The 26096-nt window shown below is 66.8% G+C and carries 28 protein-coding genes and 1 pseudogene; 13 read left to right on the plus strand and 16 right to left on the minus strand.

Annotation, left to right across the window (positions count from 1 at the left end):
* Positions 1-15: 15 nt before the first annotated feature.
* A complete protein-coding gene (locus tag ACQUSQ_RS07890) occupies positions 16-399 on the minus strand; it encodes a helix-turn-helix domain-containing protein (RefSeq protein WP_435068053.1) in 384 nt (127 codons plus the stop codon).
* A 418-nt stretch (positions 400-817) separates the two neighbouring features.
* Between ACQUSQ_RS07890 and ACQUSQ_RS07895 the strand changes: the two genes are divergently transcribed.
* The 4 genes from ACQUSQ_RS07895 to ACQUSQ_RS07910 all read left to right on the plus strand — a co-directional run bounded on the left by ACQUSQ_RS07895 (position 818) and on the right by ACQUSQ_RS07910 (position 5877).
* Entirely contained in the window at positions 818-3076 is a 2259-nt protein-coding gene (locus tag ACQUSQ_RS07895) for an ATP-dependent DNA helicase (protein ID WP_435068055.1), read from the plus strand.
* Positions 3073-3564 carry a KEOPS complex subunit Cgi121 gene (gene cgi121 / locus ACQUSQ_RS07900; protein ID WP_435068056.1) on the plus strand — a complete coding sequence of 164 codons (492 nt, stop codon included), beginning with the start codon at positions 3073-3075 and terminating at the stop codon, positions 3562-3564. Before ACQUSQ_RS07895 ends, cgi121 begins: the two co-directional genes overlap by 4 nt.
* A 56-nt stretch (positions 3565-3620) precedes the next feature.
* Positions 3621-5333: a formate--tetrahydrofolate ligase gene (locus ACQUSQ_RS07905; protein WP_435068058.1), complete on the plus strand. Its 1713-nt coding sequence runs from the start codon at positions 3621-3623 to the stop codon at positions 5331-5333.
* 232 nt (positions 5334-5565) lie between these two features.
* Positions 5566-5877 (plus strand): hypothetical protein, encoded by a 312-nt coding sequence (locus ACQUSQ_RS07910; RefSeq protein ID WP_435068060.1) that lies wholly within the window; start codon positions 5566-5568, stop codon positions 5875-5877.
* Here the strand turns inward: ACQUSQ_RS07910 and ACQUSQ_RS07915 are convergent.
* Complete coding sequence (locus ACQUSQ_RS07915) at positions 5874-6212, minus strand: hypothetical protein (protein WP_435068062.1); 339 nt, start codon at positions 6210-6212, stop codon at positions 5874-5876. The genes ACQUSQ_RS07910 and ACQUSQ_RS07915 overlap by 4 nt on opposite strands.
* Positions 6213-6290: 78 nt before the next feature.
* Here ACQUSQ_RS07915 and ACQUSQ_RS07920 point away from each other — a divergent pair, with 78 nt between their 5' ends.
* On the plus strand, positions 6291-6932 hold the full coding sequence (locus tag ACQUSQ_RS07920) for a precorrin-2 dehydrogenase/sirohydrochlorin ferrochelatase family protein (protein ID WP_435068064.1): 642 nt from the start codon (positions 6291-6293) through the stop codon (positions 6930-6932).
* Here ACQUSQ_RS07920 and ACQUSQ_RS07925 read toward each other — a convergent pair whose 3' ends face one another.
* The 7 genes from ACQUSQ_RS07925 to ACQUSQ_RS07955 all read right to left on the minus strand — a co-directional run bounded on the left by ACQUSQ_RS07925 (position 6933) and on the right by ACQUSQ_RS07955 (position 13199).
* Complete coding sequence (locus ACQUSQ_RS07925; RefSeq protein WP_435068065.1) at positions 6933-7268, minus strand: ferredoxin; 336 nt, start codon at positions 7266-7268, stop codon at positions 6933-6935.
* 38 nt (positions 7269-7306) lie between these two features.
* Positions 7307-8362, minus strand: coding sequence for an anthranilate phosphoribosyltransferase (locus tag ACQUSQ_RS07930; RefSeq protein WP_435068067.1), 1056 nt, complete (start codon positions 8360-8362; stop codon positions 7307-7309).
* Positions 8359-9195, minus strand: coding sequence for a uroporphyrinogen-III C-methyltransferase (gene cobA, locus ACQUSQ_RS07935; protein ID WP_435068069.1), 837 nt, complete (start codon positions 9193-9195; stop codon positions 8359-8361). Before cobA ends, ACQUSQ_RS07930 begins: the two co-directional genes overlap by 4 nt.
* Positions 9195-10703, minus strand: coding sequence for a CbiX/SirB N-terminal domain-containing protein (locus tag ACQUSQ_RS07940; RefSeq protein ID WP_435068070.1), 1509 nt, complete (start codon positions 10701-10703; stop codon positions 9195-9197). Before ACQUSQ_RS07940 ends, cobA begins: the two co-directional genes overlap by 1 nt.
* Positions 10700-10984, minus strand: coding sequence for a DUF6360 family protein (locus tag ACQUSQ_RS07945; RefSeq protein WP_435068071.1), 285 nt, complete (start codon positions 10982-10984; stop codon positions 10700-10702). The genes ACQUSQ_RS07940 and ACQUSQ_RS07945 overlap by 4 nt, the downstream gene beginning before the upstream one ends.
* A 1-nt stretch (position 10985) precedes the next feature.
* Positions 10986-12764 (minus strand): nitrite/sulfite reductase, encoded by a 1779-nt coding sequence (locus ACQUSQ_RS07950; protein WP_435068073.1) that lies wholly within the window; start codon positions 12762-12764, stop codon positions 10986-10988.
* Positions 12765-12863: 99 nt separating this feature from the next.
* Entirely contained in the window at positions 12864-13199 is a 336-nt protein-coding gene (locus ACQUSQ_RS07955) for a hypothetical protein (protein WP_435068075.1), read from the minus strand.
* Between the two features lie 227 nt (positions 13200-13426).
* On the opposite strand from ACQUSQ_RS07955, the gene ACQUSQ_RS07960 reads away from it, so the two are divergent.
* Positions 13427-13585, plus strand: coding sequence for a hypothetical protein (locus tag ACQUSQ_RS07960; protein WP_176791229.1), 159 nt, complete (start codon positions 13427-13429; stop codon positions 13583-13585).
* Positions 13586-13734: 149 nt separating this feature from the next.
* On the opposite strand, the gene ACQUSQ_RS07965 is transcribed toward ACQUSQ_RS07960, so the two are convergent.
* Both ACQUSQ_RS07965 and ACQUSQ_RS07970 read right to left on the minus strand, forming a co-directional pair.
* A complete protein-coding gene (locus ACQUSQ_RS07965; protein ID WP_435068077.1) occupies positions 13735-13977 on the minus strand; it encodes a hypothetical protein in 243 nt (80 codons plus the stop codon).
* A gap of 171 nt (positions 13978-14148) precedes the next feature.
* Positions 14149-14358: a hypothetical protein gene (locus ACQUSQ_RS07970; protein ID WP_435068079.1), complete on the minus strand. Its 210-nt coding sequence runs from the start codon at positions 14356-14358 to the stop codon at positions 14149-14151.
* A 122-nt stretch (positions 14359-14480) separates the two neighbouring features.
* Here ACQUSQ_RS07970 and ACQUSQ_RS07975 point away from each other — a divergent pair, with 122 nt between their 5' ends.
* Both ACQUSQ_RS07975 and ACQUSQ_RS07980 read left to right on the plus strand, forming a co-directional pair.
* Complete coding sequence (locus ACQUSQ_RS07975; RefSeq protein WP_435068080.1) at positions 14481-15476, plus strand: type II glyceraldehyde-3-phosphate dehydrogenase; 996 nt, start codon at positions 14481-14483, stop codon at positions 15474-15476.
* A 42-nt stretch (positions 15477-15518) separates the two neighbouring features.
* Positions 15519-16835, plus strand: a pseudogene (locus tag ACQUSQ_RS07980) (putative PEP-binding protein); the annotation flags it as partial.
* 554 nt (positions 16836-17389) lie between these two features.
* Here ACQUSQ_RS07980 and ACQUSQ_RS07985 read toward each other — a convergent pair.
* Complete coding sequence (locus ACQUSQ_RS07985; RefSeq protein WP_435068082.1) at positions 17390-18781, minus strand: Nramp family divalent metal transporter; 1392 nt, start codon at positions 18779-18781, stop codon at positions 17390-17392.
* A 339-nt stretch (positions 18782-19120) separates the two neighbouring features.
* On the opposite strand from ACQUSQ_RS07985, the gene ACQUSQ_RS07990 reads away from it, so the two are divergent.
* Positions 19121-19540: a universal stress protein gene (locus tag ACQUSQ_RS07990; protein WP_435068083.1), complete on the plus strand. Its 420-nt coding sequence runs from the start codon at positions 19121-19123 to the stop codon at positions 19538-19540.
* Between the two features lie 55 nt (positions 19541-19595).
* On the opposite strand, the gene ACQUSQ_RS07995 is transcribed toward ACQUSQ_RS07990, so the two are convergent.
* Positions 19596-19985 (minus strand): hypothetical protein, encoded by a 390-nt coding sequence (locus tag ACQUSQ_RS07995; RefSeq protein ID WP_435068085.1) that lies wholly within the window; start codon positions 19983-19985, stop codon positions 19596-19598.
* A gap of 90 nt (positions 19986-20075) precedes the next feature.
* Here ACQUSQ_RS07995 and ACQUSQ_RS08000 point away from each other — a divergent pair, with 90 nt between their 5' ends.
* The gene (locus ACQUSQ_RS08000) at positions 20076-20744 is read left to right on the plus strand and encodes an ABC transporter ATP-binding protein (protein ID WP_435068087.1); all 669 of its coding nucleotides are present in this window, start codon (positions 20076-20078) and stop codon (positions 20742-20744) included.
* The gene (locus ACQUSQ_RS08005) at positions 20744-21580 is read left to right on the plus strand and encodes an ABC transporter permease (protein ID WP_435068089.1); all 837 of its coding nucleotides are present in this window, start codon (positions 20744-20746) and stop codon (positions 21578-21580) included. The genes ACQUSQ_RS08000 and ACQUSQ_RS08005 overlap by 1 nt, the downstream gene beginning before the upstream one ends.
* A 2-nt stretch (positions 21581-21582) precedes the next feature.
* Here the strand turns inward: ACQUSQ_RS08005 and ACQUSQ_RS08010 are convergent, their stop codons facing one another.
* Both ACQUSQ_RS08010 and ACQUSQ_RS08015 read right to left on the minus strand, forming a co-directional pair.
* Positions 21583-22056, minus strand: coding sequence for a redoxin domain-containing protein (locus ACQUSQ_RS08010; protein ID WP_435068091.1), 474 nt, complete (start codon positions 22054-22056; stop codon positions 21583-21585).
* Positions 22057-22111: 55 nt separating this feature from the next.
* Complete coding sequence (locus tag ACQUSQ_RS08015; RefSeq protein WP_435068093.1) at positions 22112-23029, minus strand: DUF5995 family protein; 918 nt, start codon at positions 23027-23029, stop codon at positions 22112-22114.
* A gap of 96 nt (positions 23030-23125) precedes the next feature.
* Between ACQUSQ_RS08015 and ACQUSQ_RS08020 the strand changes: the two genes are divergently transcribed.
* Both ACQUSQ_RS08020 and ACQUSQ_RS08025 read left to right on the plus strand, forming a co-directional pair.
* The gene (locus ACQUSQ_RS08020; RefSeq protein ID WP_435068094.1) at positions 23126-24250 is read left to right on the plus strand and encodes a two-component system sensor histidine kinase NtrB; all 1125 of its coding nucleotides are present in this window, start codon (positions 23126-23128) and stop codon (positions 24248-24250) included.
* A complete protein-coding gene (locus ACQUSQ_RS08025) occupies positions 24247-24879 on the plus strand; it encodes a response regulator (RefSeq protein ID WP_435068096.1) in 633 nt (210 codons plus the stop codon). The genes ACQUSQ_RS08020 and ACQUSQ_RS08025 overlap by 4 nt, the downstream gene beginning before the upstream one ends.
* Here ACQUSQ_RS08025 and ACQUSQ_RS08030 read toward each other — a convergent pair.
* Complete coding sequence (locus tag ACQUSQ_RS08030; RefSeq protein WP_435068098.1) at positions 24872-26017, minus strand: pyridoxal phosphate-dependent aminotransferase; 1146 nt, start codon at positions 26015-26017, stop codon at positions 24872-24874. The two genes, ACQUSQ_RS08025 and ACQUSQ_RS08030, sit on opposite strands and share 8 nt — an antisense overlap.
* Positions 26018-26096: the final 79 nt, after the last annotated feature.

Here is a 26096-nt window from a genome sequence, read left to right on the forward strand (position 1 = left end):
GAAAAACGGGCCGGATTAGTCGGTGCCGAAGTCGTCGATGGCGTCGTGGACCTCGACCACCCACGCGTCGAGCGTCTGGTGGAGCATCTCCTTCGCCTCGGGGAGCGGCGTCGCGGTGTACTGATAGACGTAGCCGCCGGGGTCGAGCAGTCGCCGTTCGCGCTCGGCCAACCCTTTCTCGATGAGCGTCGTCAGCGACCGGTTGACGTTGCTCCGGTCGCGGTCGAGGTCGTCGGCGAGTTCGGCGACGGTGCTGCCCGGCGCGTCGAGCAAGGCGAGGTAGGTTCGGCTCTCGTGGTCCTCGATGCCGAAGACGCAACTGAGGACGTGCTGAAAGCTCGGCTCCTCGACGCCGACGAGGTCCTTGATTTCGGGGGTGTCCGAGTCGGTGTCGGCCATGCCCGCCGTTGGCCCCGGTCGACGTTAAATCCGCGGCTCAGTGGAAGAATGTAGTTCAGAGTTCGGTTCGCCCGTGACCACCTCGAAAGCCCCCGTTCGTTCGCCGCCTGCGACTCGCTGCGCTCCTCACTGCGTTGCGGTGCTTACGTCGTCTCGGCTGGCGAACGAACGGCCCCTTTCAGTCCCGCCCTGTGGCGGCCCTCCGGCTAGCCGATGCGGGCGGGACTGAAAGGGGCGACGCGCTGGAGGAAGGCGGGCGACGCAAGCACGCGACCGGAGGGAGCGCGCGCAGCGAGCCCCCCGACACCAGCGCGTCGGGGCTTTCGAGGTGTTTTCAACTCGGCCCCGCGAATCCGAACAGTATCGGTAGTGACCCGACAGGTTAAACGCGAGGACGCGCCAAGGGTCGGTAGACGAAATGAACCCTGCGGACATCCCCGGTCTTCCGGCGGGCGTGCCCGACCACCTCCGGGAGTCGGGTATCGAGGCGCTCTACCCGCCACAGGCCGAGGCGGTCGACGCCGGCGTCACCGAGGGCGAGAGCCTCGTCGCCAGCGTGCCCACCGCCAGCGGCAAGACGCTCATCGCCGAACTCGCCATGCTGTCGAGCGTCGAGCGGGGCGGGACGGCGCTCTATGTCGTTCCCCTCCGCGCACTCGCCAGCGAGAAGCAAGCCGAGTTCGAGCGCTGGAACGAGTTCGGCATCGACGTCGGCATCTCGACCGGCAACTACGAGTCGAGCGAGGAGTGGCTCGCCTCCCGAGACATCGTCGTCGCCACGAGCGAGAAGGTGGACTCGCTGGTTCGGAACGGCGCGCCGTGGCTCGATGACCTCACCTGCGTCGTCGCCGACGAGGTGCATCTCGTCGACGACCCGAACCGCGGCCCGACGCTGGAGGTGACGCTCGCGAAACTCCGACAACTCGCGACCGACCTGCAGGTGGTCGCGCTCTCGGCCACCGTCGACAACGCCGACGAGGTGGCCGACTGGCTGGACGCCGAACTCGTCAAATCCGACTGGCGACCGGTCGACCTCCGGACCGGCGTCCACTACGGCGACGCCATCACCTTCGACGACGACACGCAGCGCGAGGTGCCGGTGGGGAGCGGCGAGCGACCGACCGCCGCGCTCGTCGACGACACCCTCGACGAGGACGGCTCCTCGCTCGTCTTCGTCAACTCCCGGCGGAACGCGGAGGCGGCGGCGCGCCGCCTGAGCGACGTGACGGCGACGCATCTCACCGACGCGGAGCGCGACGAACTCGACGCCGTCGCCGACGAGATAGCCGCCGTCTCCGACACCGAGACGAGCGACGACCTCGCGGCCGTGGTTCGGACGGGCGCCGCCTTCCACCACGCCGGCCTCGCCGCCGAGCATCGCTCGCTCGTCGAGGACGCCTTCCGGGACCGCCTGCTGAAAGCAATCTGTGCGACGCCGACGCTCGCCGCGGGCGTCAACACCCCGAGCCGGCGGGTCATCGTCCGCGACTGGCGGCGCTACGACGGCGACGCGGGCGGGATGAAGCCGCTGGACACGCTGGAAGTGCATCAGATGTTCGGCCGCGCGGGCCGACCCGGCCTCGACCCCTACGGCGAGGCGGTGTTGCTCGCGGACAACCACGACACGATGGACGAGTTGTTCGACCGCTACGTCGACGCCGACCCGGAACCGGTGTCGTCGAAACTGGCACGGGAGCCCGCGATGCGGACCCATCTGCTCGCGACGGTGGCCTCCGGCTTCGCCCGCACTCGCGACGGCCTCCTCGACTTCCTCGACCGGACGCTGTACGCGGTCCAAGCCAGCGACACGACGCAGTTGGAGTCCGTCGTCGATTCGACGATAGAGTATCTCATAGCGAACGACTTCGTGGAGCGCGAGGGCGAGGAAATCACCGCCACCGGCCTCGGTCACACCGTCTCGCGCCTCTATCTCGACCCGATGAGCGCGGCGGAAATCGTCGATGGCCTCCGCGACGCCGACGACCCGACGCCGCTCGGTCTCTATCATCTCGTCTGCCGGACGCCGGACATGTACGAACTCTACCTGAAGTCGGGTGACCGCGAGACATACACCGACCTCTGTTACGAGCGAGAGACGGAGTTTCTGGGGCGGGTGCCCTCCGAGTTCGAGGACGTCCGCTTCGAGGAGTGGCTGTCGGCGCTGAAGACGGCGAAGTTGCTCGAAGACTGGACACGTGAGGTAGACGAGGACCGCCTCACCGAGCGCTACGGCGTCGGCCCGGGCGACATCCGCGGGAAGGTCGACACCGCGGAGTGGTTGCTCGGGGCGGCGGAACGGCTCGCGGCCGACCTCGAACTCGACTGCGTGCCGTCAGTGCGCGAGGCGAAAAAGCGCGTCGAGTACGGGGTTCGGGACGAACTCCTCGATTTGGCCGGCGTTCGCGGCATCGGGCGCAAGCGCGCCCGGCGACTGTTCGAGGCGGGCGTCGAGGACCGGGCGGCCCTCCGCGAGGCCGACAAGGCGACGGTGCTCGGCGCGCTCCGGGGGCGCGAGCGGACCGCCGAGCGGATTCTCGAAAATGCGGGGCGGCGCGACCCGTCGATGGACGACGTGGAGGCGGACGAGGAGGCGGATGCGACAGAGAGCGTTGAGGCAGACGACACCGCGACACCGCCCGCGAGCGAACAGCAGGCCAGTCTGGGTGATTTCGAGTGAGAGTCGTCGAGGGCGTCGCCGACGTCGACGACGTGGACGCCGCGCTGGCCCACCTGACCGAGATTGCCGAGGACCACGACGTGACGGTACAGGCGTTCGACGCCCGCTACGTCGTGGGGCGTCGCCACCTCGAACGCGCGGTCGAACTCGCGGACCGCGCCATCGCGCGCGGAGAGAACGTCGCCCGTGACCGCGGCGTCGAAATCCTGCTGTACGCGGCGGGACGGCGCCAGATAGACGACGCGCTGACGATGGGAATAGAGGAGGGACGGACGCCGCTGGCCGTCCTCGTGACCGGCGCGGGCGACGAGGACGGGGCGGCGAGCGCCATCGAGGACTGGGTGGACCCGGCGTCAACGCTCGCCGACGCCGATGCCGAGCGGGTGCGGGCCTTCTTCGACGTGACCGACGCGGAACTCGGCGTCGTCGACGGCGACCTCACCGACCTCGTGTTGGAGCGTGTCGCGCTCCTCGACGTCGAAAAATGATGTGAAAATCGCCAACGTCGGCGCTTACATATGCCGCCACGGTGTAGCTACGGCGGATGACCTCGGACGAAGCAGATGGCGATGGAGCACCGACGGACATGGAGATTGCGCGGGCGGCCGAGACACGGCCTATCGAGGACGTTGCGGGCGATATCGGTCTCGAACCGGACGACCTCGACCCACAGGGCAAGGGCATCGCCAAAATCGAACAGGACGCGATTCAGCGAACGCTCGACGACGCCGACGAGGGCAACCTCATCCTCGTAACGGGGACGACGGCGACGCCGAAGGGCGCGGGCAAGACGGTCACGACGGTCGGCCTCGGGCAGGGCCTGAACCACCTCGGCGACCGAGGTATCGTCGCGGTGCGCGAGCCGTCGCTCGGGCCGGTGTTCGGCATCAAGGGCGGCGCCGCTGGCGGCGGGCACTCGCAGGTGCTCCCGATGGAGGACATCAACCTCCACTTCACGGGCGACCTGCACGCGCTGACGACGGCGCACAACCTCGTCTCCGCGACGCTCGACACCAAAGTCCACTACGGCAACGAACTCGACGTCGACGTCGACAACGTGAGTTGGAAGCGCGCGCTCGACATGAACGACCGCGCGCTCCGCGACGTGGTGGTCGGCCTCGGCGGCGAGACCAACGGTCCACCCCGCGAGGACGGCTTCCAAATCACCGCCGCCTCCGAAGTGATGGCAGTCCTCTGTCTCTCCGACTCGCTCGCGGACCTGAAAGAGCGACTCGCGCGGATGATAGTCGCCTACGACACGAGCGGCGACCCGGTCACCGTCGACGACTTGGGTATCGAGGGCGCGATGGCGATGCTGCTCAAAGACGCGCTCCGTCCCAACCTCGTCCAGACCATCGAGGGCTCCCCCGCCTTCGTCCACGGCGGCCCCTTCGCCAACATCGCTCACGGGACGAACTCCCTCCTTGCGGACAAACTCGGTCTCGCGCTCGGCGACTATCTGGTCACCGAAGCGGGCTTCGCCGCTGACCTCGGCTTCGAGAAGTTCGGCAACATCGTCTCGCGCCGCGGCGTCGCGCCCGACTCCGTCGTGCTGACGACCGCCGTCCGGTCGATGAAGTACCACGGGCTGGACATGTGGCCGACCGACTACGACGAACTCGAAGAGCCAAATCCCGAGGCGGTCCGGGACGGGATGGTCAATCTCGACCACCACGCCGGTATTATCGAGTCGTTCGGCGTCCCCTTCGTCGTCGCCATCAACCGCTTCCCGACGGACACGGACGCGGAGATTCAGGCCATCGTCGACCACTGCGAGGAGCAGGGGTATCCGGTCGTCGTCAGCGAGGCGTTCGACAAGGGCGGCGAAGGCGCCGCGGAACTCGCAGAGACGGCGAAAGACCTCGCCGACGGCGACAGCGACTTCGAACCCCTCTACGACCTCGACGAGAGTCTGGAGTCGAAGATTCGAACCGTCGCGACCGAGGTGTACGGCGCCGAGGACGCCCACTTCACCGAGGACGCACAGGACGACTTGGCTCGACTCGAAGAGCAGGGGTACGGCGACATGCCGGTCTGTCTGTCGAAGACACAGCATTCGACGACCGACGACCCGACGCGGAAGGGCGCGCCGAAAGACGACTGGACGCTCACCGTTCGGGAGTGTTACCCCGACGCCGGCGCCGGGTTCGTCGTCGTCCTCACGGGCGACGTGCTGACGATGCCGGGGCTCCCCGCGGAACCCGCCGCGGAGGGGATGGACGTCGACGACGACGGCAACATCACCGGCCTGTTCTGACGGGACGATAGCCGTGTCGTCGCAATACGAGACCGAATGAAAAGTATTACCACAGGCGGAATCGAGTGTTATCGCGTCCGCCGGTCCGTGGAGGCACCCCACACGTCGACTTTCGTCGTGCCGGTGGACGACTAATCGTCGATTCGCGGGCCGTGGCGTCCCCCCTGTCGCGGCCCGCATCCCCCCTTTCCGATGTGTCACGTTCAAGAGCGTCGCGGCCGTAGCCCCGCGCGTGTCAGATAACGACCCCATCGTCACCTGCGAGCGGTGTGGCCGCGAGTGGGAACTCTCGTACGAACTCGACGAACTGCGGGCGGGCAACCGCGCCGTCGAGCAGTTCGCACTCGACCACGAGCGCCACACGGGCCACTACCCCGACGACGTGTCGACGTGGCGAGCCACGTGCCGGCGGTGTCCCGACGGCGTCGAGCGCCTGTCCGAGAGCGCCGCGCGCCGATGGGCGAAAACCCACGCCCGGCACACGCGACACGACGTGACGCTCCACCACGCCGAGAGCGATGAGACGACGCTGATAGAGGGTTAGCGCCGCGGGTCGCTCTCCCATCGATAGTCGCAGTCAGAGCACGCGGCGTACTCCGTGTCGCGGCGCGTCTCGGGGTAGAACGAAATATCGTCCATCGACGCGCCACAGTCCGGACAGACGGCGGTGTCGGGGACGAGGACGCCCTTGAACGCCGTGTCGCAGTCGGGACAGGTCACTTGCTCGTCGGGACCGACCCCCTCGATGGTCGCCGCACACTCCGGGCAGGTGTAGCGGCGGGTGGGACCGTCGCCCCCGTAGTCGGCGGCCGGGTCGGTCCAGTCGAGGTCCGACTCCTCCTCGCCGACCCCGAGCCACGCGAGCACTCGCCGGAACATACGTCGGGCTACGGCGGCGACGACAAAACGATTCGGGGACGACCGACGGCTTTTCACCGCGGCCCGCGAGGTGCGAGTGTGATTCCGCTGGTTCACGACTTCGAGGACGAGGTGGTGCTGGTGTTCGGGGGCGGCGCCGTCGGCGCCCGGAAAGCCAGACGATTCGCCTCCGAGGCGCGCGTCGTCGTCGTCAGTCCCGCCTTCGCTGACGCGGATTTCGGAGACAGCGAGTTCGTCCGCGCGGCGCCGGCGCCCGAGGACGTGAGCGCGTGGCTCGACGCCGCCGACCCGGCGCTGGTCGTCGCCGCGACGGACGAGTCGGCGCTCAACGAGGCCATCGAGCGCGAAGCGACCGAGGCCGGCATCCTCGTCAACCGGGCCGACCGGAGCGGCGAGCGCGGCCCACAGAGCGTCGTCGTGCCGGCTACCGTCGACGACGACCCGGTGGGCGTCGCCGTCACGACGGGCGGGACCAGCCCCGCCGTGAGTCGGCATCTGCGCCGCGAACTGGAGTCGGTCGTCGACGGCGCGGGGCTGGTGGCGACGGCGGTGAGCGAGATACGCGAGGCCCTCAAAGAACGGGGTGTCGACCCCGAGCGCCGACGCGACGCGATACGGGCCGCCGCCAAGTCGGAAGCGGTGTGGACCGCGGCGCGCGAGAACGGGACCACCGCCGCCGTCCGGGCGGCCGTCGAGAGCGTTGTCGACGACGAACTCTAGCTACCAGTCGACGCTCAGACTGCCGTCGCCGTCGGGGTCGGGCGCGATTTCCTCGTCGGTCCGGCGGTCGATAACGTGGATGACGCCCCGGCCTTTCTTCGCCGGACAGACCTCCGCCGCGCGGACGTTGTGGTCCAGGTCGTCCTCAGCGACGTAGTACGTCTTCGGGCGCGCCAGCCCGGTGTCGAGGTCGAGGTCCCAGTTCGAGGAGACTTCGGCGCATTTCCCCGCCCCGAAACACTTGTTCGCCTCGAAAATTATCTTGTAGGGCTTGTCCGCGACCGGCGGCGCGTCGGAATCGCCGACGTCGCTCGGTCGGAGTACGTCGTCTCCCATGGTCGGGACGAGGGGACGCGCGAGTAAAAGGTGTCTCCTCAGAACGCCCGGAGGTCGTCGAGGACGGCGGCGGCGGAGCCGTCGTCGATGGCCTCGCGGGCGGCGTCGAGGCCCGCGTCGAGCGAGTCGGCGTCGCCGCCGGCGTAGATGCGGAAGGCGGCGTTGAGCGCGACGGCGTCGCGCCAGTGGCCGGTCCGCTCGCCGTCGAGGACTTCGCGCGTGAGACGGGCGCTGTCTTCAGCCACGCTGTCGACGTGGAGGTCCGCCTCCTCGAAGTCCATGCCGTACTCCGCGGTCTCTATCTCGTAGTCGTCGAAGGTGCCGTCCGCGGACCAGTCGGCGACCTTGGTGTAGCCGGGGCGGATGTCGTCGTACCCCTCCATCCCTTGGAACATGATGACGCGGTCGAGGTCGTGAACCTCGCTCTGCTCGAACGTCTCGACCACCTTCTTCGCGAAGGAGAGGTGATAGAAGGAGCCGAGGTGGACGCTCGCGCCGGCGGGGTTGGCGAGTGTCTCGACCGTGTTGACGAAGGTTCGTACGCCCATCTGGTCGCGGCGGTCGAACAGGTCGGCGACGGCCGGGTTGAACGCCGGCTGGTAGTAGAAGCCAAAGCCCGTTTCGTCGACCATCGCGGCGGAGTCCCGGGGCGTGAGTTCGGTCGCCACGCCGAGTTCGTCGAGGACGTGCTTGTACGCGTCCTGTTTCTGGGTGGGGACACGGTCGCCCGAATGCGTGACGACGGGCGTGCCCGCCGCGGCGGCGACGACGCCGGCACCGACGCCCAGAATCGCCGAGCGACCCTTGCCGTCGTAGTTGGCGCCGCAGTCGACGGGGTCGGCGTCGGGTGTGGCGTACTCCACGCGCTCGCACATCTCGTCGGTGAACGCGGCGAGTTCCTCGGCGGTGTTGTGCTTCCAGCGGTTGGCTAGCCAGAAGGCGCCGAGCGTCGTCGGGTCCGGTTCGCCCGCGAAGATGCGACGCATGGCCTCGGCGGCCTGCTCGCGGTTCATGTCCTCCGCAGATTTGGTGCCAGAGCCGACAACCTCGGTCATGAGGCGTTTGAGCGGCCACTCGCCGTGCGTGTCGCTCATTGACGGTTCACCTCCACGACGCCTTCCGGACCGGCCGAAACGGAGACGTCGGCCAGCGCGTCGGAGCCGCCGAGACAGTGTGCGACCGTCTCGCGGACGCCGACGACTTGTCCGACGACGGTCACGGCGGGCGGTTCGACGCTCGCCTCGTCCGCGCGGTCGACGATAGTGTCGAGCGTGCCGGTGACGGCGCGCTCGTCGGGCAGGGTCGCCCGCTCGACCATCGCGACGGGCGTCTCGGGCGCGACGCCGTGTTCGCGGAGCGCGGCGACGTTGTCGGGGAGCCGACCGACGCCCATCAGGATGACGAGCGTCCCGCCGGCGTCGACGAGGCTGGAGAGCGCGCCCCAGTCGAGTGCGCTATCTGCCTTCGTCGGGTCCTCGTGCCCCGTCACGACGGCGAGGGTCGAAGCGTGGTCGCGGTGGGTCGCGGGAATGCCCGCGACGCCGGGCGCGGCGATGGCGCTGGTGATGCCGGGGACGACGTCGAAGGCGACGCCGTGACTGGCGAGGTGTTCCGCCTCCTCGCCCCCGCGGGCGAAGATAGTGGGGTCGCCGCCTTTCAGACGCACCACGTCGCGGCCGGCGCGGGCCTCTTGGACGAGGCGGTCGTTGATTTCTGCCTGTGGCGTGCGCTCGCCGTCGGCGCGCTTGCCGACGTTTTCGACGCGCGTGCCGTCGGGAATCGATTCGACGACGCCGTCACCCACGAGCGAGTCGTGGAGGACGACGTCGGCCTCGTCGAGCAGGCGCCGGGCTTTGACCGTCAGCAGGTCGGGGTCGCCCGGACCCGCGCCGACGAGGTAGACGGTGCCGGTGGTGGTCGTACTCATCAGTGGGTTGGTTCGGGGGCGCCGCGTGCCTGCCGGTAGCGGACCCGATAGCGGTTAGCCGGGTCGGTCAGGTCGCCCGGCGGCACGTCGGCGTCGGGGTGGTCAGGTGCCTGTTCGTCCGGGTCGAGCGGCTCGTCGACGAGCATCTCGCGGGCCGCGGCCACGAGGAACGAACACGGTTCGCGGCAGGGAAGTTCCCCCGCGCCGCGCTCGACGGGCAGCGAGTCGTCGGCCGACTCGTCCCAGTCGCGGCGCTTGGCGCAGTTGCCACACACCGCGGTCGTCACGTCGATAAGTCCCTCACGGGAGAGGTTCGACACCCGCTCGTAGATGCCGGTCTGTCGCGCCGCAACCTCGCGGTACGGCACGGCGTCGGGGTCGTCGTGCCACGTCTCGATGGCGGCGGGGTAGACGGCCGCGACGGCGCGACAAAGGCCGTCCGCGTCGAGGCCGTCGAGGGTCCACCCGGTCGGGAGCGACTCCTCGCCCGCGAAGGGGCGGTAGCGACCGTCGTCGTCGCTACGGGCGAACGACCGAAATTCGTCGAGGTCACGCGTCGACAGCGCCTCGCGGGACGCGTCGGCGTCGGCGTGATGGCGGAGCGCGTAGCCCGCGTCGGTGTGGGTGACCGCGAGTTCGCCCCACTCGCGGGTCGTGGCGGAATCGACCCACGAGACGAAGGCGTCGGCGGCGTCCGGGCGGACGGGCGCCGTCTCGGGGGCCGTGTGGTCGATATCGGCGCCCGCGTCGGCGGCGCGTTCGAGAAGCACCTCGGGCATGAGGGGGTCGGTGCCCACCGCCGAAGTGTACCAGATGCGCCGTCCCGACACCTCGCCGGGGACGGGATAGCCGGCGCGCGGGTCGTCGGTGAGTCCCAGCAGTTCCGGAATCTCGTCCTGCGTGTGGAAGCCGTCGGCGATAAACAGGGGGACGACGGCGATGTTGTCGGCGTCGAACGCCTCCAGAACGTCGTCGACATAGGGCGCCTCGTCCATGAACAGGGCGCCCACCTCTGCGAAGTCAGTCGTCTCGCGGAGCGCGTCGACGTGGTTGTAGATGGCGTCGGCGCTGTTGGGGTTGCGCTCGGTGCCGTGCCCGATGACCGCGAGTGCCGTCTCGGACTCGGCCACGTCGTCGTCGAGGTAGCGACGGGCGCGCGCCGCGACGACGTCGGTCATCTCCGGATGCGTCCCGACGGGGTCGGTGTAGATGACCTCGGGTTCGTGGTCGGTGCCCCGCATATCGGTGATACCGAGGGCGAACTCGCGGGGGAGCACTTGGTCGACGAAGTAGCCCTCGCTGATGAACAGCGGGACGATGTAGGCTTCGTCGGCGTCGACCGTACGAATCACGTCCCGGAAGGAGGGCGATTCCTTCCAGAACGCCTCCCGGACCTGCGCGAAACAGCCGCGGTCACGAATGGCGTCGACGTGTTCGTAAGTCGGCGTCGCCGAGTCGGGGTTTCGGTGGGAGCCGTGTGCCGCGACTATCAGCGCCTGGTCGGTCATTGGTCTTCAGTAGCATCCACACGCTCCGCGGCCTTCTGTAGTTCGGTCGCGAGGGTGCGGGCTTCGTCGGCGGTGAGGGTGACGCGGTCGGCGTGAGCCGGCACGTTGTCGAGTTGCGTGTTGTCGAGTTCGAGTTCGAGCGTTATCTCCTCGGGGTCCTCGCGGGCCGTGCGCACGTTGAGCGTGGCGAAGGCCTCCTCCTCGAAGCCGTGCCCCTCGACGCTGGCGTCGATGAGGTCGAACGTCGTGAAGGCGTTGACCTTCATCACGCGGTCGGCCATGTTAGTCGTCCGAGGGGAGCGGTTCGCCCTGCCCGTCGGTCGGCGCGGGCGAGGCGTCCATCGACGTGTCCTCGGCGTAGGGGTACCACGTCATCTTCGTGTTGCCGAGGTACGGGTCCTCGTAACTCGTCTCCTCCGACTCGGCGAGGTCCGCGAGTTCGTCCTCGTCGCGAGCGGCGACGAAATCACGGAAGGACTGTTCGGGGCTTTCGCGCTCCGCCTCGAAGGCGTCGAGCAGGTTGGCGATGTAGCCCGGAACCTCGTCGGCGGGCACGCGCATCTTGACCCAATCGGCGAAGGTCGGGTTCTCGCCGAGGCCGCCACCCAGACCGACGTCGAACGCCTCGACGGCGTCGCCGTCCTTCCGGGTCTTCATGCCGCGCAGGCTGATGTCGGCAATCTGGGGCTGGGCACAGGAGGCGGTGCAGCCCGAGAGGTGGATGTGGAAGTCGTCGACGCCCTCGGGGAGGTCGACGTTGTCCCGAAGCCAGCGCCCGTACCGGACCATCCGATTCTTCGTCTCGACGATGGAGAGCGAGCAGTACTCGGTGCCCGTACAGGCGATGGAGCCGCGCATGAACGGGTGCGGGTCCGGCGAGTGTTCGTCGAGGAGGTCCTCTGCGAGGAAGTCGTCGAGGTCCTCGTCGGCGATGTCGCCGACGATGACGTTCTGGCGCTGGGTCAGGCCAATCATCTCGGAGCCGTACTCCTCGGCGAGATCCGCGAGTTCGATGACGTCGTCGGCGCCCATGCGGCCGACAGTGACGTAGAGCCCGACGAAGTTCTGGCCGTCGCTCTGGTCGTGGACGCCGACGTAGTCGCCGTGGACGCCCGAGCGGCCGGCGTTGTAGTCGTACTCGTCGCGGAGGCCCTGTCCGGCGGTCGGGAGTTCGTAGTCCACGTACTCCTCCTGCAGGACCGAGCGAAGTTTCTCGGGGCCCCACTCGTCGACGAGGAACTTGATGCGAGCGTTGAATCGGTCTTCACGGTCACCGTAGTCACGGAAGAGCGCAGAGAGACCGGCAGCAACGTCGCTGGCGTTTTCGGGGCGGCAGAAGACGTCGATATCGCGAGCGAATCGGGGTTCCTTGCGGGAGAGTCCGCCGCCGACGTTGACGTTGAAGCCGACGACTTCCTCACCGTCGATTTCCTTGGTCGCAGGCTCGAAGGCAAGGTCGTTGATGTCTCCCTGTCCGGAGCCGCGGCGGTCGCCGGTCATGGCGACTTTCCACTTCCGGGGGAGGTTGGCGTAGAGGTCGTTACCCTTGAACGTCTCGTGGAGTTCCTGAACGACGGGCCAGACGTTGATGAGTTCGTCGGCGTCGCGGCCGGCGACGGGCGACCCGACGATGTTTCGCCACGAGTCACCACACGCCTGCATCGTCGAGAGGCCGACGGATTCGAGTTCGTCCCAGATGTCGGCGATGTCCTCGATTTTAATCCAGTGCAGTTGAATCGACTGGCGAGTGGTGAAGTCGGCGTAGGCGCCGCCGAACTCGGGGTTGTCGACGGGGCCCGTGGCGTACTCTCGGGCGACTTCGCCGACGGTTCGTAGCTGTTCGGGGGTCATACGGCCCATCGGCGTCCCGATGCGCATCATGAAGTAGCTCTCCTGACCCTTCCGCTGGTGGTACAGCCCCCACCATTTGAAGCGCTCGAACCAGGCGTCGTGTTCGTCCTCGGGGATGGCGTCCCATCCCTCCTCCGCGAATCGGAGGAGATGGTCGCGTATCTCCATCCCGTAGATTTCGTCCTTCCAGCTCTCGACCTTGGACGGCATAGAGGACTAGAATAGTTCTAAACATATACGGTCCAGCACGCCGTCAACCTTCCCCGGCTCTCCGGACAGGAGGCAATATTTGTCGCTATATGTGAGATGTCAGGACGGTGTCGCCAGCCGGTAGCGTCGACCGGGGACGTGAGTGCTCTCGGGGACGACAGACCGGAACTCGTCGGTTTCGAGGTCGACGCGGCCGAGGGTCAGCCAGTCGGTGACGCCGCTCGCCCCGCACTGGATGCACTGGCCGGCGATGCGCGCCTCGACGTCGCGGCCGTCGGGCGCGACTTCGACGAAGCCCTCGGCGAGGAAGTCCGCGAGCCGGCAGGAACAGAAATCGTGGCGTGCGAGCCGCCAGAGGTCGCTCACGTTCACCTCACGAGCGTCGTTGACACTGACCCAGGCTCCGTCGTCGAGCTGGTGAACCGAGGTCGTCATAGCTGTACCATCGGCGCCGAGGGCGGTAAGGCCGTCGACACGGGACGCGCTTGCCGGTCGTCAGACGACGAATCCGGGGGTGAGGGGGGCCGAATCGACAGCAGGCGGTCGATTCGACCGAAATATCGGCGTCACGGATACCGGAAAGGAGCGCCTCCATGCGGGAGAACGGGTAGTGATTACGCCCTAGAACGCCCTTATGGGAGCGGAACGCGTAGGGGGTTATGATGACTGAGAAAAGCGAGACCGCAACTGCGTCGGCACAGGTCGACGCCGAGCGAGACGACGACGCCGAAGAGCACAATCATCTCTCCGACGTCGAGGCCGGTGCCGGCTGCACGGAAATCTGGGAACATCTGAGCGAGACACGCGACGGCGCGGACTAACATCTCTCCGGCGAGCGATGCGGCGGACTGAGACTGAGGGCAGATTTTTGAGTCGACGTGAAGCGCCGACCAGCGGGTGCTATCAGCTGTGTGGGTGCGAGTGAGAAATCACACGGCGGATGCCGAAACCGGCGAGTCAGAGACGAGCGTTATCGACGGAGCGCAGCGGCGTAGATAGAGCAGTCCGCGAGCGGTGCGCGGAGAGTCGCGAGGAAGACGACCGGCAGCATCGCCGCGGCGGCCTGTGCGCCGGCGGCCGGGCCGAGAAACTCTCCCGCGCCGGCGACGGCGGCGATGGTGGCCACCATCGCGGCTCCGAGCGCGACTCGGGCGTCGCTTACCTGTCCTCCCGTCTCGTGCTCCCACTGGTTCAGGTCAGATACAGTGGCCATTGGTCTGCTAGCAAATTATGGCTGGACCCCAATATATTTAACGAGGTAATCATCGACCATGATTAAAATGGACGATACTGAAGAATTCTGCCGGTAACGTGCATGATTGTTTCTGAGGAATACGGCGAGCGAGGGGCTGGTCGACGGGCGTTGTAGCGGCGAATTGACCGCTCAGGGGTCGAAATTCGCCATGTACGACGTGTGAAGGCGATAGAACAGCAGCATCCCACCGACCCAGCTCAGAATGCCGTAGGCCGCGTACGCGAGGTCGGGGAGTTCGAGATAGAAGTACATGTACGAGCCAATCAGGAGATAGACGATGACGAACAGACCCAGAATGCGGATGCCACGGGTCGAGACCTGTTGTTTCGGATTGTCCATAGTTAGAGAGCGTCGCCGGTGGCTGACATGGACCCTCCGTGTCCCTAGCGGTTAAATACGAAAGTTCATGCAAAATATGCGCGGTGCGTCGCCACTATATGGGGTTGAGATCAACGACCGGTATGATCCGCGTAGGCGTCAACGGGTACGGTACCATCGGCAAGCGGGTTGCCGACGCAGTAAATTCGATGCCCGACATGGAGCTCGTCGGCATCGGGAAAGCCAGTCCGAACCACACGGCGGACGCGGCCGCAGACCGCGGCTACGACATCTACGTCCCCGAGGGGCGTCACGACCGCTGGGCGGAGGTCGGCATGGACGTCGCCGGCGACATCGAGGACCTCATCGACGCGAGCGACATCGTCGCCGACGCGACGCCGGCCGGGATGGGCGCGGAGTACCGCCCCATCTACGAGGAACACGACACGCCCGCCCTCTTTCAGGGTGGCGAGGGCGCGGACGTTGCGGACGCGAGTTTCACGGCACGCGCCAACTACTCCGAAGCGACGGACAAGGACTACGTCCGCATCGTGTCCTGTAACACGACGGGGCTGAACCGGATGTTCGCCCCGCTCCACGAGGAGTACGGCGTCGAACGCGCGAGCATCACGCTCGTGCGCTGCCGGGGCGAGCACGCGGTCACCTCCGCGGACCCGGTGACGCTACCCTCGCACCACGGCCCGGACGCGCTCGAAGTCATTCCGGACATGGGTCCGGTCATGACGATGGGCATGAAGGTGCCGACGGTTCGTCACCACTTCCACGGCATCAACGTGGAACTCGGCGAGGACGTCAGCGCGGAGGAGGTCCGTGACCTGCTCGCGTCCCAGTCGCGAATCCACGTCATCGACGGCGACCTCGGCGTCGATTCGGGGTGGGAACTGCAGGAGTTCGCCCTCGACCGTGGCCGCGACCGGATGAACCTCTACGAGAACCAGATATTCGAGGACTCCATCACCGTCGACGACGGCAACCAGCTCCACCTCTTCCAGTCTATCCACCGCGAGAGCGACGTGGTGCCGGAGAACGTGGACGCCATCCGAGCGATGATGGGCGACGCCGACGCGGAGGAGAGCATCGAACTCACGAACGAAGTCATGGGCATTGGCGAGATTTAAATGGCAAACGAAAGCGCAGCAGTCGAGGAGGAGTTGGAACCGGGCACGGAACTGACCACGGGCTATGGGTCGAGTCCCGGCGTCGCGACGGGACCGGTCAAAATCATCGAGGACATCGAGGAAGCCGACCGCATCGAGGAAGGCGACGTCATCGTCACGGTGATGACCGCGCCGGACATGGTGCCGGCGATGAAGCGCTCGGCGGGCATCATCACCGACGAGGGTGGCATGACCTCTCACGCGGCCATCGTCTCCCGCGAACTCGGCGTTCCCGCCATCGTGGGCTGTGGTGACGCGACGGACGTCCTCACGGACGGCCAGCGCATCACGCTCGACGGCGAGAAAGGCACCGTCGTCGTCGCGGAACCCGAAGACGACTCGGTCGAGGTAGAGGAGGCCGACATCGACGACTCCCGCGAGCCGACGACGGGCGGCGCGCCGACGACGGCGACGGAAGTCAAGGTGAACGTCTCCATCCCGGACGCGGCCCAGCGGGCCGCAGACACCGGCGCGGACGGTGTGGGCCTGCTCCGACTGGAGCACATCCTACTCTCGACGAGCAAGACGCCGGACAAGTACGTCGAAGACCACGGCGAGGAGGCCTTCGTCGAGGAGATTTCCGAGGAGATTCGGAAGGTTGCGGACGCGTTCTACCCGCGCCCGGTGCGAGCGCGCACCCTCGACGCGCCGACGGACGAACTCGCGGAACTCGAAGGCGGCGAGAAAGAGCCCCACGAGCACAACCCGATGCTCGGCTACCGCGGCATCCGCCGCTCGCTGAAGGAGCCGGAGATGTGCAAACTGGAACTGCGCGCGTTCAAGCGCCTCCACGACATGGGCTACGACAACGTCGAGGTCATGTTCCCGCTCCCCAACGACGCAGAGGACGTGCGTCGAGCGCGAGAGCTGATGGAGGAAGTCGGCATCGACCCCGACGAGCGCCGCTGGGGTGCGATGATTGAGACGCCGGCCAGCATTCGGTCCATCGACGAAATCATCGACGAGGGTATCGACTTCGTCGCCCTCGGCACCAACGACATCGTCCAGTTCATGCTGGCGGTCGACCGCAACAACGCGAACGTCGCCGACCGCTTCGACGACTTCCACCCCACGATTCTGGAGGCGATGGCGGAGGTCATCGAGGCGTGTAACGAGCACGACGTCGACACGACCATCACCGGCCAGTCCGGCTCCCACCCCGACATGGCGAAGTTCCTCGTCGAGAAGGGCATCAGTTCGCTCTCCTCGAACATCGACGCCGTGGACGAGGTGCGACGCGTCGTCGCCCGCGCCGAGCGGAAACTCCTCCTCGACTCGGCCCGGAAGAACCTCGACGACGCCGAACCGACGCTCGACTGACGCGGCGCTGACCGTTTCGATTTTTTCGCGATTCGTTCCGCTAGCACCTGCGCCACCGAGCGAGCGGACCGGCCGTACGTGAGGCTTGGAGAGGGAGACTGCGACGGTCCTCGTCATCGGCCTCGTGTCTCGGTATCCGTGTCGCGGAGCCGGGTGCGCTCGCGCGTCGCCGTGACGACGGGAGACGCTGGGTGCGGAGTCGGCGGCACGCCCCCGGGGAAGCCACGGACATCGCCTGCGGACTGCTGTGCAGGGTCGCGGCGGTGTCCGTTCGTCGTCGCGAGCGTTCCGGTGCTTGTTCAGCCGTACGTTACGAACGGCGGGCGCGACGCGATACTCCGACGCGCATCCTCCGCGCCGCCGGTGACCCGACAGCTGGTAAATGTGGGGCGTCGCACCGAGACAGCGCGACGATAGTGCTCCGGTTGGCGTGGTCGTGGGGCGGAGCCGAGTCACCGAACGAAGGCGAGTGCGCTCGTCTGCGAGCGCCGACGGAAAGCGTCGCCACTAGCGGGTGTAGCGTATCGAAGAAGGCAGGAAAACGCCGGCCGGGCTTACAGCCCGAGCAGCGTCTGAATCGTCTCGATGGAGCTGCGTGCCTCCCAGAGACCAGAGATAATCATCACGACTCCCGCGAAGATGGCGAGACCGACGGCCCACTTGCGCGTCGGCGAGAGCGAGTCGATGTCGATGTCGAAGGACATGTACATCACAGCGAGGTACATGAGGCCGATTGCGGGGGCAAACAGCGCGCCCGAGAGCGCGAACAGGATGAGCGGCGCCTCGATGAAGAGGTTCAGCGAGAGCGGGATGACGGCAAAGAGGACGATGGTCATCCGGAACACGGTGTCACGGGTGATGGCGTACTTGTCGAAGAGGCCGTGGAGCGCGAAGGCGTCCTCCCAGAGTCGGGACATCCCGTACATCGGACCGATGAGCGTCGAGAACAGCGCGGCGACGGTAGTCAGCAGGAACAGAATCGCCGACCACTCGCCGAACTGCGTCGTGAAGATGGCGGCCATCTCCGGGATGACGGTGAAGCCGCTCGGCTGAATGCCCTGCACGTGCAGGGTCGCGGCGGCGGCCGTCCACATGAAGAACGAGAAGATGGCGAGGATGGCCGACGAGAGCAGGTTCTGCCAGAGGACGATGTCGCCCCAGCCCTTGAGTCGGTCGACCTCCTCGTCGGTCAGGTCGTACTTGTCGATTTCGACGCCGTTGTCGAGCGGTTCGAACATCCCCATGACCTTGTCTTTCGCGAACCAGACGTAGGAGACGGTCGGACCGAAGCCGGCGCCAATCCAGCCGAACATCGTGAGGATGAACGCCATGCCGCCGACGCCGAGCCCTTCGACGCGGCCGGGCATGGACGGGACGAGGCCGGAAGCGAGGTTCGGCCCCCAGACGTTCATCGTCGAGAGCGAGACGAACGCGATGAGGACGAGGAATATCCACAACAGCGACGTCGCGAGCTTCTCGATGAGGCCGTACGAGCGCATGCCGACGACCAGCAGGCCCGCGACGACGGTGATTATCATCCACACCGTGTTCGAGATGGCGGGAACGAGTGAGTTGAACGCGCCGGCAGTCTCACCCAAGTGGCCGGAGAGGCCGATGGCGTAGATGAGGCCGCCGAGGAACACGTAGTAGAAAATCCACTTCAGCGCCCAGCTACGCTCGTAGAGGGCGTCGAGGAAGGTATCCCCCGTCATGACGCCGTAGCGAACGAGGTAGTACTGGCCGAAAATCTTCGTGAAGGTGATGAGCGGGATGAGCCAGATGCCTTCCATCCCGAGGTACGCACCACCGAGTGGGACGCTCAGGACCTCACCGCCGCCAATCTGCGAGGCGGTGAACACCCACGCCGGGCCCATGTAACTCAGGAACTCCTTCAGGTTCGACGGCGGCTCGGAGATGCGCGCCTCCGTCGCGGCTTCCGTACTCACGCGTGACCACCCGCGGTCAGCGAGTTCGTCCCTGGCTGAAGTTGGTCGATGCGCCCCGGAGTGCCGAGGTAACTCGGCGTCGAAATGAGTCGTGATGGTCTCTGCCGCATATCCAAATTCATGAACAACCGTAGAGAGGGTATAAATGAGGAAAGGTGCACATTTTGCATGATTTATCATGCATACCATGTTATATAAGGTCATTTAACAAACTTGTATCTGCGGGAATCGGGGGACAGCGGCGGGATGCGACGGAACGCGACGAATCGGCGGCGGGCGCGCGGAGTAATGATGACGCGGTCGAAAGCGATTTAATTATTGTTAGGAATTACTGATAGCATGGTGATACTGACAGCCATTGACAGAGACCCCGGTTGCAAGGGCGTCGTCGAGACGGCGTACGACCTCGCGACGAGCATGGACATGGACCTCGTGATTCTCCACGTCGTGCCCGAAGACGGGGACGAGGAGGCGGCCCGCAAACAGGTCGAAGACATCGTCACGTCGGTCACTGGGGATTTGGAGGACATCGACCTCCGCATCATGCCGGAGCAGACGCGCCGTGACCTGCCGACGGGGCGGACGGCGAATCACATCCTGCAAGTGGCCGAAGAACTCAACCCGGACTACATCGTCATCGGGTCGCGAAAGCGGACGGGGCTCGGGAAGATTCTGCTCGGGAGCGTCTCGAAGCTCATCTTGGCCAACGCGGACGTGCCGGTCGTGACGGTCGAACAGACACGAAAAGGCGAGGCGTAAGCGGCCCGCAGGTGGGCCAGCAGACACCGCGACGCGACCTATTTCTACGTGCCCGTCAGAACTGCTCGGCAGTGTCGATACCGATGACGACGCCCACCTCGTCGGTCGCGAACCGGTCGTCAGCGCCGACGGTCGTCGTGAAATGGTTTCGCGCCTGTTCGGTGTGGGCGAGTCGAACCGCCGCGGCCAGCGAGGGGTCGAACTCGAAGCCGTCGAGGAGGTCGTCCCACTCGCTCCGGCCGACCCGATAGGCTCGCGTCCCGTCGACCGTGACGTAGTCGCCGAGTCGCTCGAACTCGGCGTGTCGCCCGAGCAACTCCGGATTGAGCGTCAGCAGCGCATCGACGATGGTCGCTGGGTCGGGGTCGACGCCTTCGGCCACGCGCTCGACGATGGCGCCGGTTATCGGTACCTCGCCGGTGTCTATCGTCGCGTCGGTCGTCATGTGGTATCTATTGTCATGGATAACCCTTCGGTTTTTCGGGACCGAACGTTCATGCGATGGGCGGAGGTACGGTCGGTACGGGACGCCCCAATGACGAACGTACGCGCCGACGAGTTGAGTTACGAACTCGGGGACGAACGCATTCTCGACCGCGTGTCACTCGACGTCGCGAGCGGGGAGACGATGGCTCTCGTCGGCCCATCCGGCGCCGGGAAGTCGTCGCTGCTTCGCCTGCTCGTCCGACTCGACGAACCGACCGGCGGGACCGTGTTTCTCGACGGAACCGACTACCGAACGCTCGCTCCCGAACGGCTCCGGAAGCGGGTGGGGCTGGTGCCACAGAATCCCGCGCTCCGAGCAGGGACCGTACGGGAGAACGTCACCATCGGCCCCCGACTGCGGGGCGAGACGGTCTCCGAATCGCGGCTCGCCGAGGTACTCGACGCCGTCGCCCTCGCCGGCTACGCCGACCGGAAGACGGGCGACCTTTCGGGCGGCGAAGCACAGCGAGTGGCTATCGCCCGAACCGTCGTCAACGACCCCGAGGTACTCCTGCTCGACGAACCGACCGCGAGCCTCGACAGCGACGCGGAGGCGACGGTCGAGCGTCTGCTCGCCGACCGACTGACGTCGAGCGAGCGGACGGTCATCCTCGTCACGCACGACGAGCGACAGGCCGACCGGTTGGCCGACCGTGTGGCTCGACTTCACGAGGGCCGTCTGGTCGACGTGGGTCCATCGCGGGAGGTGCTCGGCTGATGGCGCTTCCCGACCAACTGCGAGACCCCGTGGTCGTCCGCGGGCTGTATCAGGTGGCGGCGGCGACGGCGCTCGCGGCCATCGTCGTCGGCATCGCCTCGCTCCGTAACCTCGGGGTGGAGCGCGAACTCGCCGGCTCGTTCGTCCGCGGATTCGTGCAGGTGGTTGCCATGGGCGCGCTCATCGGCGTGCTCTTTGCCGTCCCGCTGTCGTACTCCGGGCTCCTACTCGGGGCGATGGTGTGTTACGCGGCGTGGGAGTCGCGCAAGCGCGGCGCCGGCGTGCCGAACGCCTTCCGCATCTCGGTGGTCGCGCTCGGCGTCGGCTCCGCCGTCGTCATCGTGACCATGGTCGCGGCGGGCGCCATCGAGCGGACGGTCCGGAATCTCGTCCCCGTCGGCGGGATGATAATCGCCAACGCGATGAAGACCAACTCGCTGACGCTGGACCGCTTCCAGAGCGAGGTGGAGTCGAATCGCGAGGAGATAGAGGCGGTACTCGCGCTCGGTGTCCCGCCCGAACGCGCCATCTCGGAGTTCGTCACCGAGTCCGTCCGCGCGTCGCTCATCCCCGTCGTCGACGCGATGCGGACGCTCGGGTTGGTGTACATCCCCGGCATGATGGCGGGGATGATTCTGGGTGGAGCAAACCCCATCTACGCCGCGCAGTACCAGTTCGTCATCATGGGGATGATATTCGCGGCGGGCGGGCTGACCAGCATGACGGCCAGCCTCCTCCTCGGGCGCGCGGCGTTTACCGACGCCGCACAGCTTCGCCGGTTCGAGGGGTCCGAACCCACGCTACTCGGGACGCTGCGCTCGATGCTGGACCGGTAGCCTCAGGCAGAGCGCGCCGCGTCGAGGACCGCCTCGTAGTCGGGTTCGTTCGTCGGGTCGTCGGCGACCCAACTGAACGTGACGGTGCCGTCCAAATCGAGTACGAACACCGCGCGGTTCGCGATGCCGTGGAGTCCGAGGTCCGGAATCGACATCTCGAGCCCATAGGCTCGGATGGCGTCGCCGGCCATGTCGCTCACGAGGTCGAACTCCAGTCCGTGCTCCTCGCGGAACGCGCCCTGCGAGAACGGCGAGTCGGCGCTGATACCGAACACCGTCGCCCCGGCGTCCTCGAAGTCGTCGAGATGCTCCTGCAGCGCGAGCATCTCGTTACGGCAGGGCGGTGTGAACGCGCCGGGGAAGAAGGCGAGGACGACCGGGCCGTCGCCGAGGTGGTCGTCGAGGTCGAACGATTCGTGCTCCGCGGTACCGAGAGTCGCTGTGAACGTCGGCGCCGTGTCACCAGTGGAAACCATACGCCAACAGAGAACCGCGGCCGAAATAAAAGCAGTCACGAACGGCGCTGCGGTGTCAGTCCACGCCGTCGAGGCGCGCAGCGAGTTGCGTGAGCATCGTCTCGAGGTCGACACCGCGCTCGACGCGCCGGAGCGCCGCGAGAAGGGTCGAATCGAGCGGTGGCGAGCGAGTGACGACTGCCCCACCGACGGCCGTGGCTCGGAGCAGCCATCTCGCACACCGCCGGACGAACAGCCACGACGCGTCGGTCAGAACGGTCGCGAGGCGCCACGCCTGCGCGCGCCCTTCGGTCATCGAGAACAACGAGAGCGCCTCGTCGACCGGGCCGAGAGTGGCGTCGACATCGGCCAGACCGGGCGCGTAGAGGTCCGTCAGCGCCGCTTGCTGGGCGTCGATGAGGTCGGTGAGGACGGCGTCGATTTCGTCGTGGTCGGCGCGTTTGCGGTGGCGATTCGGGTCGATACCTATCTCGTGGAGCGCCAGCGCGAGGTCGTAGTTGATGTGGGCGTTGATGCCGAGGAAGGCGTCCTGTGCGACGAGGGCGTCGCCGGCGCGGGCGGTGCCGAAGGCGACGAGCCACGGGTCGGGGACGGCGCTGAGGCGCCCCCGCTCGAAGGCGTCGAAGGCGCGCCGGTAGTGGTCGGCGAAAGTGACGGTGTAGCGGCGCATCCACGGGCCGTCGGCGAAGCGGCCGGCGTCGATAGCGTCGCGAACGGCGGCGGTCATCCGAGTGTAGATGGTGAGAAAAACGGCACGGCGGTCGCCCGCAGAGCGGAGCCGACGCTCCAGTTCGCGCAGACGGTCGAAGACGTCGGCGACGTCGTCGAAGGGGTCGGCGGTCAGGTCGAGGAGGTCGGCATCGGGTGGTGTGTCGCGTCGGGGGACGGCGTCCACGGGGTCGACACCGGCGGCGAGCGCGAGCGCGCGAAGGCGGCGCGCGTCGAGCAAGCGGAGCGCCGTGAAGCCGGTCATACCGCCGAGAGAGCGGGGAGTGAAAAATAGCTGCCGGCGAGCGCTGGCGACGGTCGCGCCATGGAGTATTTAGTCGTGCATCACCAACAGTTGGTAATGGCATCGTCCGGGCCGTCGGAAGAGTTGCGCGTCTCGACGGGTGAGTTGGACTCGCTCGTCCGGGACACCGAGTTCTTTCGCTCGCTGGTCGAGAACGGCTCGGACGCAATCGTCTCCATCGACGAACACAGCACGATTCTCTACGCCAACGAGGCCGTCGAGCGCGTCTTCGGCTACCAACCCGAGGAGCTAATCGGCGAGAAACTGACGAAAATCATGCCCGAGCGGTTCCACGGCGCGCATCTCGCCGCCGTCGACCGCTATCTCGAAACCGGCGAGCGGGAACTGGACTGGAACGACATCGAACTCCGGGGAAAGCGCCGCGACGGCGAGGAGGTGTCACTCTCCATCACCTTCGAGGAACACAGCTACGAGGGCGAACGCGTGTTCTCGGGCATCATGCGCGACATCTCCGGACGGGTCGAGCGCGAGAAGGAACTCGAACGGCAGAACGAGCGCCTCGAACGGTTCGCGAGTATCGTCTCGCACGACCTTCGCGACCCGCTCCAGACCGCGCGAGCGACGCTCGCGGTGGCACAGGCGGGCGACGACGAGGCGCTCGACGAACTCGATGCGGTGTTCGACCGGATGGACGAACTCATCGGCGACGTGCTGACGCTGGCCAAACAGGGCGAAACCGTCGGTGAACCCGAACCCGTCGACCTCGCCAGCGTCGCCGAGGAGGCGTGGGAGACGACCGACACCGGCGACGCGACGCTCGTCGTCGACGACCTGCCGACGGTCGACGCCGACCCCGAACGCCTCCGGACGCTGTTCGAGAACTTGTTTCGGAACAGTGTGGAACATGGTTCCACAAACAGCCGGACAGGGTCCGGCGACAGTGTGGAGCACAGCTCCACAGACAATCGGCCCGCCGCCGACGCGCTGACGGTCCGGGTCGAACCGCTCGATGGGGACCGGGGCTTCGCCGTCGTCGACGACGGACCGGGGTTCGGCGACGCCGACACGGACCGGCTGTTCGACCACGGCTACACCACGAGCGAGAACGGAACGGGATTCGGCCTGAGCATCGTCGACGAAATCGCCCGCGCCCACGGCTGGAGCGTCACGGCGACGACGGGAGCCGGCGGCGGCGCGCGCTTCGAACTAGAGACAGTATGACCGAAAACGACACAGCCAGCGACGGACAGTACACAGACCTCGCGGACGAGGACACCGAGCAGGGGTCGGTGCTCATCGTCGACGACGAACCGCGCGTCTGCGAGGCGTTTCAGCTCTGGTTGCAGGACGACTACCACGTCGTGACTGCGACAGATGGCGAGAAAGCGCTGGAGCGGATGGACGACATCGACGTGGTGTTGCTCGACCGACATATGCCGGGGCTGTCGGGCGACGAGGTGCTCGAACGCATCCGCGAGGCGGGGTACGACTGCCGGGTCGCGATGGTCACGGCCGTCGACCCCGACTTCGACATCGTCGAGATGCCGTTCGACCACTACGTCTCGAAACCCGTCGACGGGGAGCGACTCCAAGAGGTCGTGGACCGACTGCTCGGGATAGAGCGCTACGGCGAGAAGATGACCACCCTGTACGGCCTGATGCAGAAGATTGGGACGCTGGAAGCGGAGAAGACGCGGGCGGAACTCGCCGAGAGCGAGCGCTACGCCGACCTCGTGGAGCGCCGCGAGCGGTTACAGGAGGAGATGGACGGCATCGTGTCGTCGCTCGACACCAGCGAAATCGACAGCCTGTTCGAGACGGCCGCCGCCTCCGACGAGTGGGTCAGTTAAGCTCCGTCTCCAACACCCGCTCGATGCGCGCTATCGCCGTCTCGATGGCCTCCACGTCGGTCGCGTAGGAAAACCGGAGATAGCCGGCGGCTTCCGAGCCGAAATCGACGCCGGGCGTGACGGCGACGCCCGCTTCTTCTAACAGCAGGGTCGCGATATCGAGCGAGTCGCCCGGCAGGTGGCTCACGTCCGCGAGCAGGTAGTACGCGCCCTGTGGCGTGTAACCGAGGTCGAGCCCCCAGTCGGTCACGGCCTCGACCAGTCGGTCGCGGCGCTCGCGGTAGGTCTCGCGAATCTCCTGTAAGCGTCCGGATGGGGTTTCGAGCGCCGCGACGCCCGCCTCTTGGACGAAGTTGGGCGCACAGATGAGGAGGTTCTGCGCGAGGCGATTCACCGCGTCGACGAGAGCGGGGGGAACGACCATCCAGCCGAGACGCCAGCCAGTCATCGCGAACCGCTTCGAGAACCCGTTCAACACGACGGCGTCGTCCGTGTATTCGAGCATCGTGTGTTCGGCGGCGTCGTAGGAGAGACCGTGATACACCTCATCGACGACGGGCGTTGCCTCTGCCGCCGTGGCGATGTCGGCGAGACCCGCCAGCGTGTCACCGTCCATCACCGCCCCGGTGGGGTTGGCCGGCGAGTTGAGCACCAGCGCCGCCGTGTCCGCGGTCACCGCGGCGTCGAAGTCGGCGAGTCGGGGCTGGAACCCGTCGCTCGGGCGGAGCGGGACGGTCCGGACGCGCCCGTCGACCGCCCGCACGAAGTTGGGGTAGCAGGCGTAGTGCGGGTCGGTGAGGACCACCTCGTCGCCGGGGTCGACGAGAGCGGCCATCGCGAGGAGGAGGGCGGGCGAGGTGCCGGGCGTGACGACGATTCGGTCGGGGTCGACGTCGACACCGTACTCGCGGTCGTAGTGGGCGGCGATGGCCCGCCGGAGGTCGGGCTTGCCGCGGGCGGCGGTGTAGTTCGTGTGGCCCGCGCGGAGGGCGTCGATTGCCGTCTCGAACACGCGCTCCGGGGGCGAGAAATCCGGTTCGCCAACTTCGAGATGAATCACGTCGTCCATGGCGTTCGCCCGTTCGAGCACGTCCATCGCCAGAAACGGGGTCACCTCGGCGGCACGCTGAGAGACCATCGGTGGCGCGGTACGTGACCGGAACGGGAATACGCACCGGTCGGGAAACGGCGTCGACAAGAGAGAGCGGGCCACCGCG

The sequence above is a fragment of the Haloplanus sp. C73 genome (assembly GCF_051195115.1).
Taxonomy (GTDB): domain Archaea; phylum Halobacteriota; class Halobacteria; order Halobacteriales; family Haloferacaceae; genus Haloplanus.

Coding starts and splice junctions, on each gene's coding strand:
- ACQUSQ_RS07890 (WP_435068053.1), bottom strand. CDS start 399: ATGGCCGACACCGACTCGGACACCCCCGAAATCAAGGACCTCGTCGGC.
- ACQUSQ_RS07895 (WP_435068055.1), top strand. CDS start 818: ATGAACCCTGCGGACATCCCCGGTCTTCCGGCGGGCGTGCCCGACCAC.
- ACQUSQ_RS07905 (WP_435068058.1), top strand. CDS start 3,621: ATGACCTCGGACGAAGCAGATGGCGATGGAGCACCGACGGACATGGAG.
- ACQUSQ_RS07915 (WP_435068062.1), bottom strand. CDS start 6,212: ATGTTCCGGCGAGTGCTCGCGTGGCTCGGGGTCGGCGAGGAGGAGTCG.
- ACQUSQ_RS07925 (WP_435068065.1), bottom strand. CDS start 7,268: ATGGGAGACGACGTACTCCGACCGAGCGACGTCGGCGATTCCGACGCG.
- ACQUSQ_RS07930 (WP_435068067.1), bottom strand. CDS start 8,362: ATGAGCGACACGCACGGCGAGTGGCCGCTCAAACGCCTCATGACCGAG.
- cobA (WP_435068069.1), bottom strand. CDS start 9,195: ATGAGTACGACCACCACCGGCACCGTCTACCTCGTCGGCGCGGGTCCG.
- ACQUSQ_RS07940 (WP_435068070.1), bottom strand. CDS start 10,703: ATGACCGACCAGGCGCTGATAGTCGCGGCACACGGCTCCCACCGAAAC.
- ACQUSQ_RS07945 (WP_435068071.1), bottom strand. CDS start 10,984: ATGGCCGACCGCGTGATGAAGGTCAACGCCTTCACGACGTTCGACCTC.
- ACQUSQ_RS07950 (WP_435068073.1), bottom strand. CDS start 12,764: ATGCCGTCCAAGGTCGAGAGCTGGAAGGACGAAATCTACGGGATGGAG.
- ACQUSQ_RS07955 (WP_435068075.1), bottom strand. CDS start 13,199: ATGACGACCTCGGTTCACCAGCTCGACGACGGAGCCTGGGTCAGTGTC.
- ACQUSQ_RS07960 (WP_176791229.1), top strand. CDS start 13,427: ATGACTGAGAAAAGCGAGACCGCAACTGCGTCGGCACAGGTCGACGCC.
- ACQUSQ_RS07965 (WP_435068077.1), bottom strand. CDS start 13,977: ATGGCCACTGTATCTGACCTGAACCAGTGGGAGCACGAGACGGGAGGA.
- ACQUSQ_RS07970 (WP_435068079.1), bottom strand. CDS start 14,358: ATGGACAATCCGAAACAACAGGTCTCGACCCGTGGCATCCGCATTCTG.
- ACQUSQ_RS07975 (WP_435068080.1), top strand. CDS start 14,481: ATGATCCGCGTAGGCGTCAACGGGTACGGTACCATCGGCAAGCGGGTT.
- ACQUSQ_RS07990 (WP_435068083.1), top strand. CDS start 19,121: ATGGTGATACTGACAGCCATTGACAGAGACCCCGGTTGCAAGGGCGTC.
- ACQUSQ_RS07995 (WP_435068085.1), bottom strand. CDS start 19,985: ATGACGACCGACGCGACGATAGACACCGGCGAGGTACCGATAACCGGC.
- ACQUSQ_RS08000 (WP_435068087.1), top strand. CDS start 20,076: ATGACGAACGTACGCGCCGACGAGTTGAGTTACGAACTCGGGGACGAA.
- ACQUSQ_RS08005 (WP_435068089.1), top strand. CDS start 20,744: ATGGCGCTTCCCGACCAACTGCGAGACCCCGTGGTCGTCCGCGGGCTG.
- ACQUSQ_RS08010 (WP_435068091.1), bottom strand. CDS start 22,056: ATGGTTTCCACTGGTGACACGGCGCCGACGTTCACAGCGACTCTCGGT.
- ACQUSQ_RS08015 (WP_435068093.1), bottom strand. CDS start 23,029: ATGACCGGCTTCACGGCGCTCCGCTTGCTCGACGCGCGCCGCCTTCGC.
- ACQUSQ_RS08020 (WP_435068094.1), top strand. CDS start 23,126: ATGGCATCGTCCGGGCCGTCGGAAGAGTTGCGCGTCTCGACGGGTGAG.
- ACQUSQ_RS08025 (WP_435068096.1), top strand. CDS start 24,247: ATGACCGAAAACGACACAGCCAGCGACGGACAGTACACAGACCTCGCG.
- ACQUSQ_RS08030 (WP_435068098.1), bottom strand. CDS start 26,017: ATGGTCTCTCAGCGTGCCGCCGAGGTGACCCCGTTTCTGGCGATGGAC.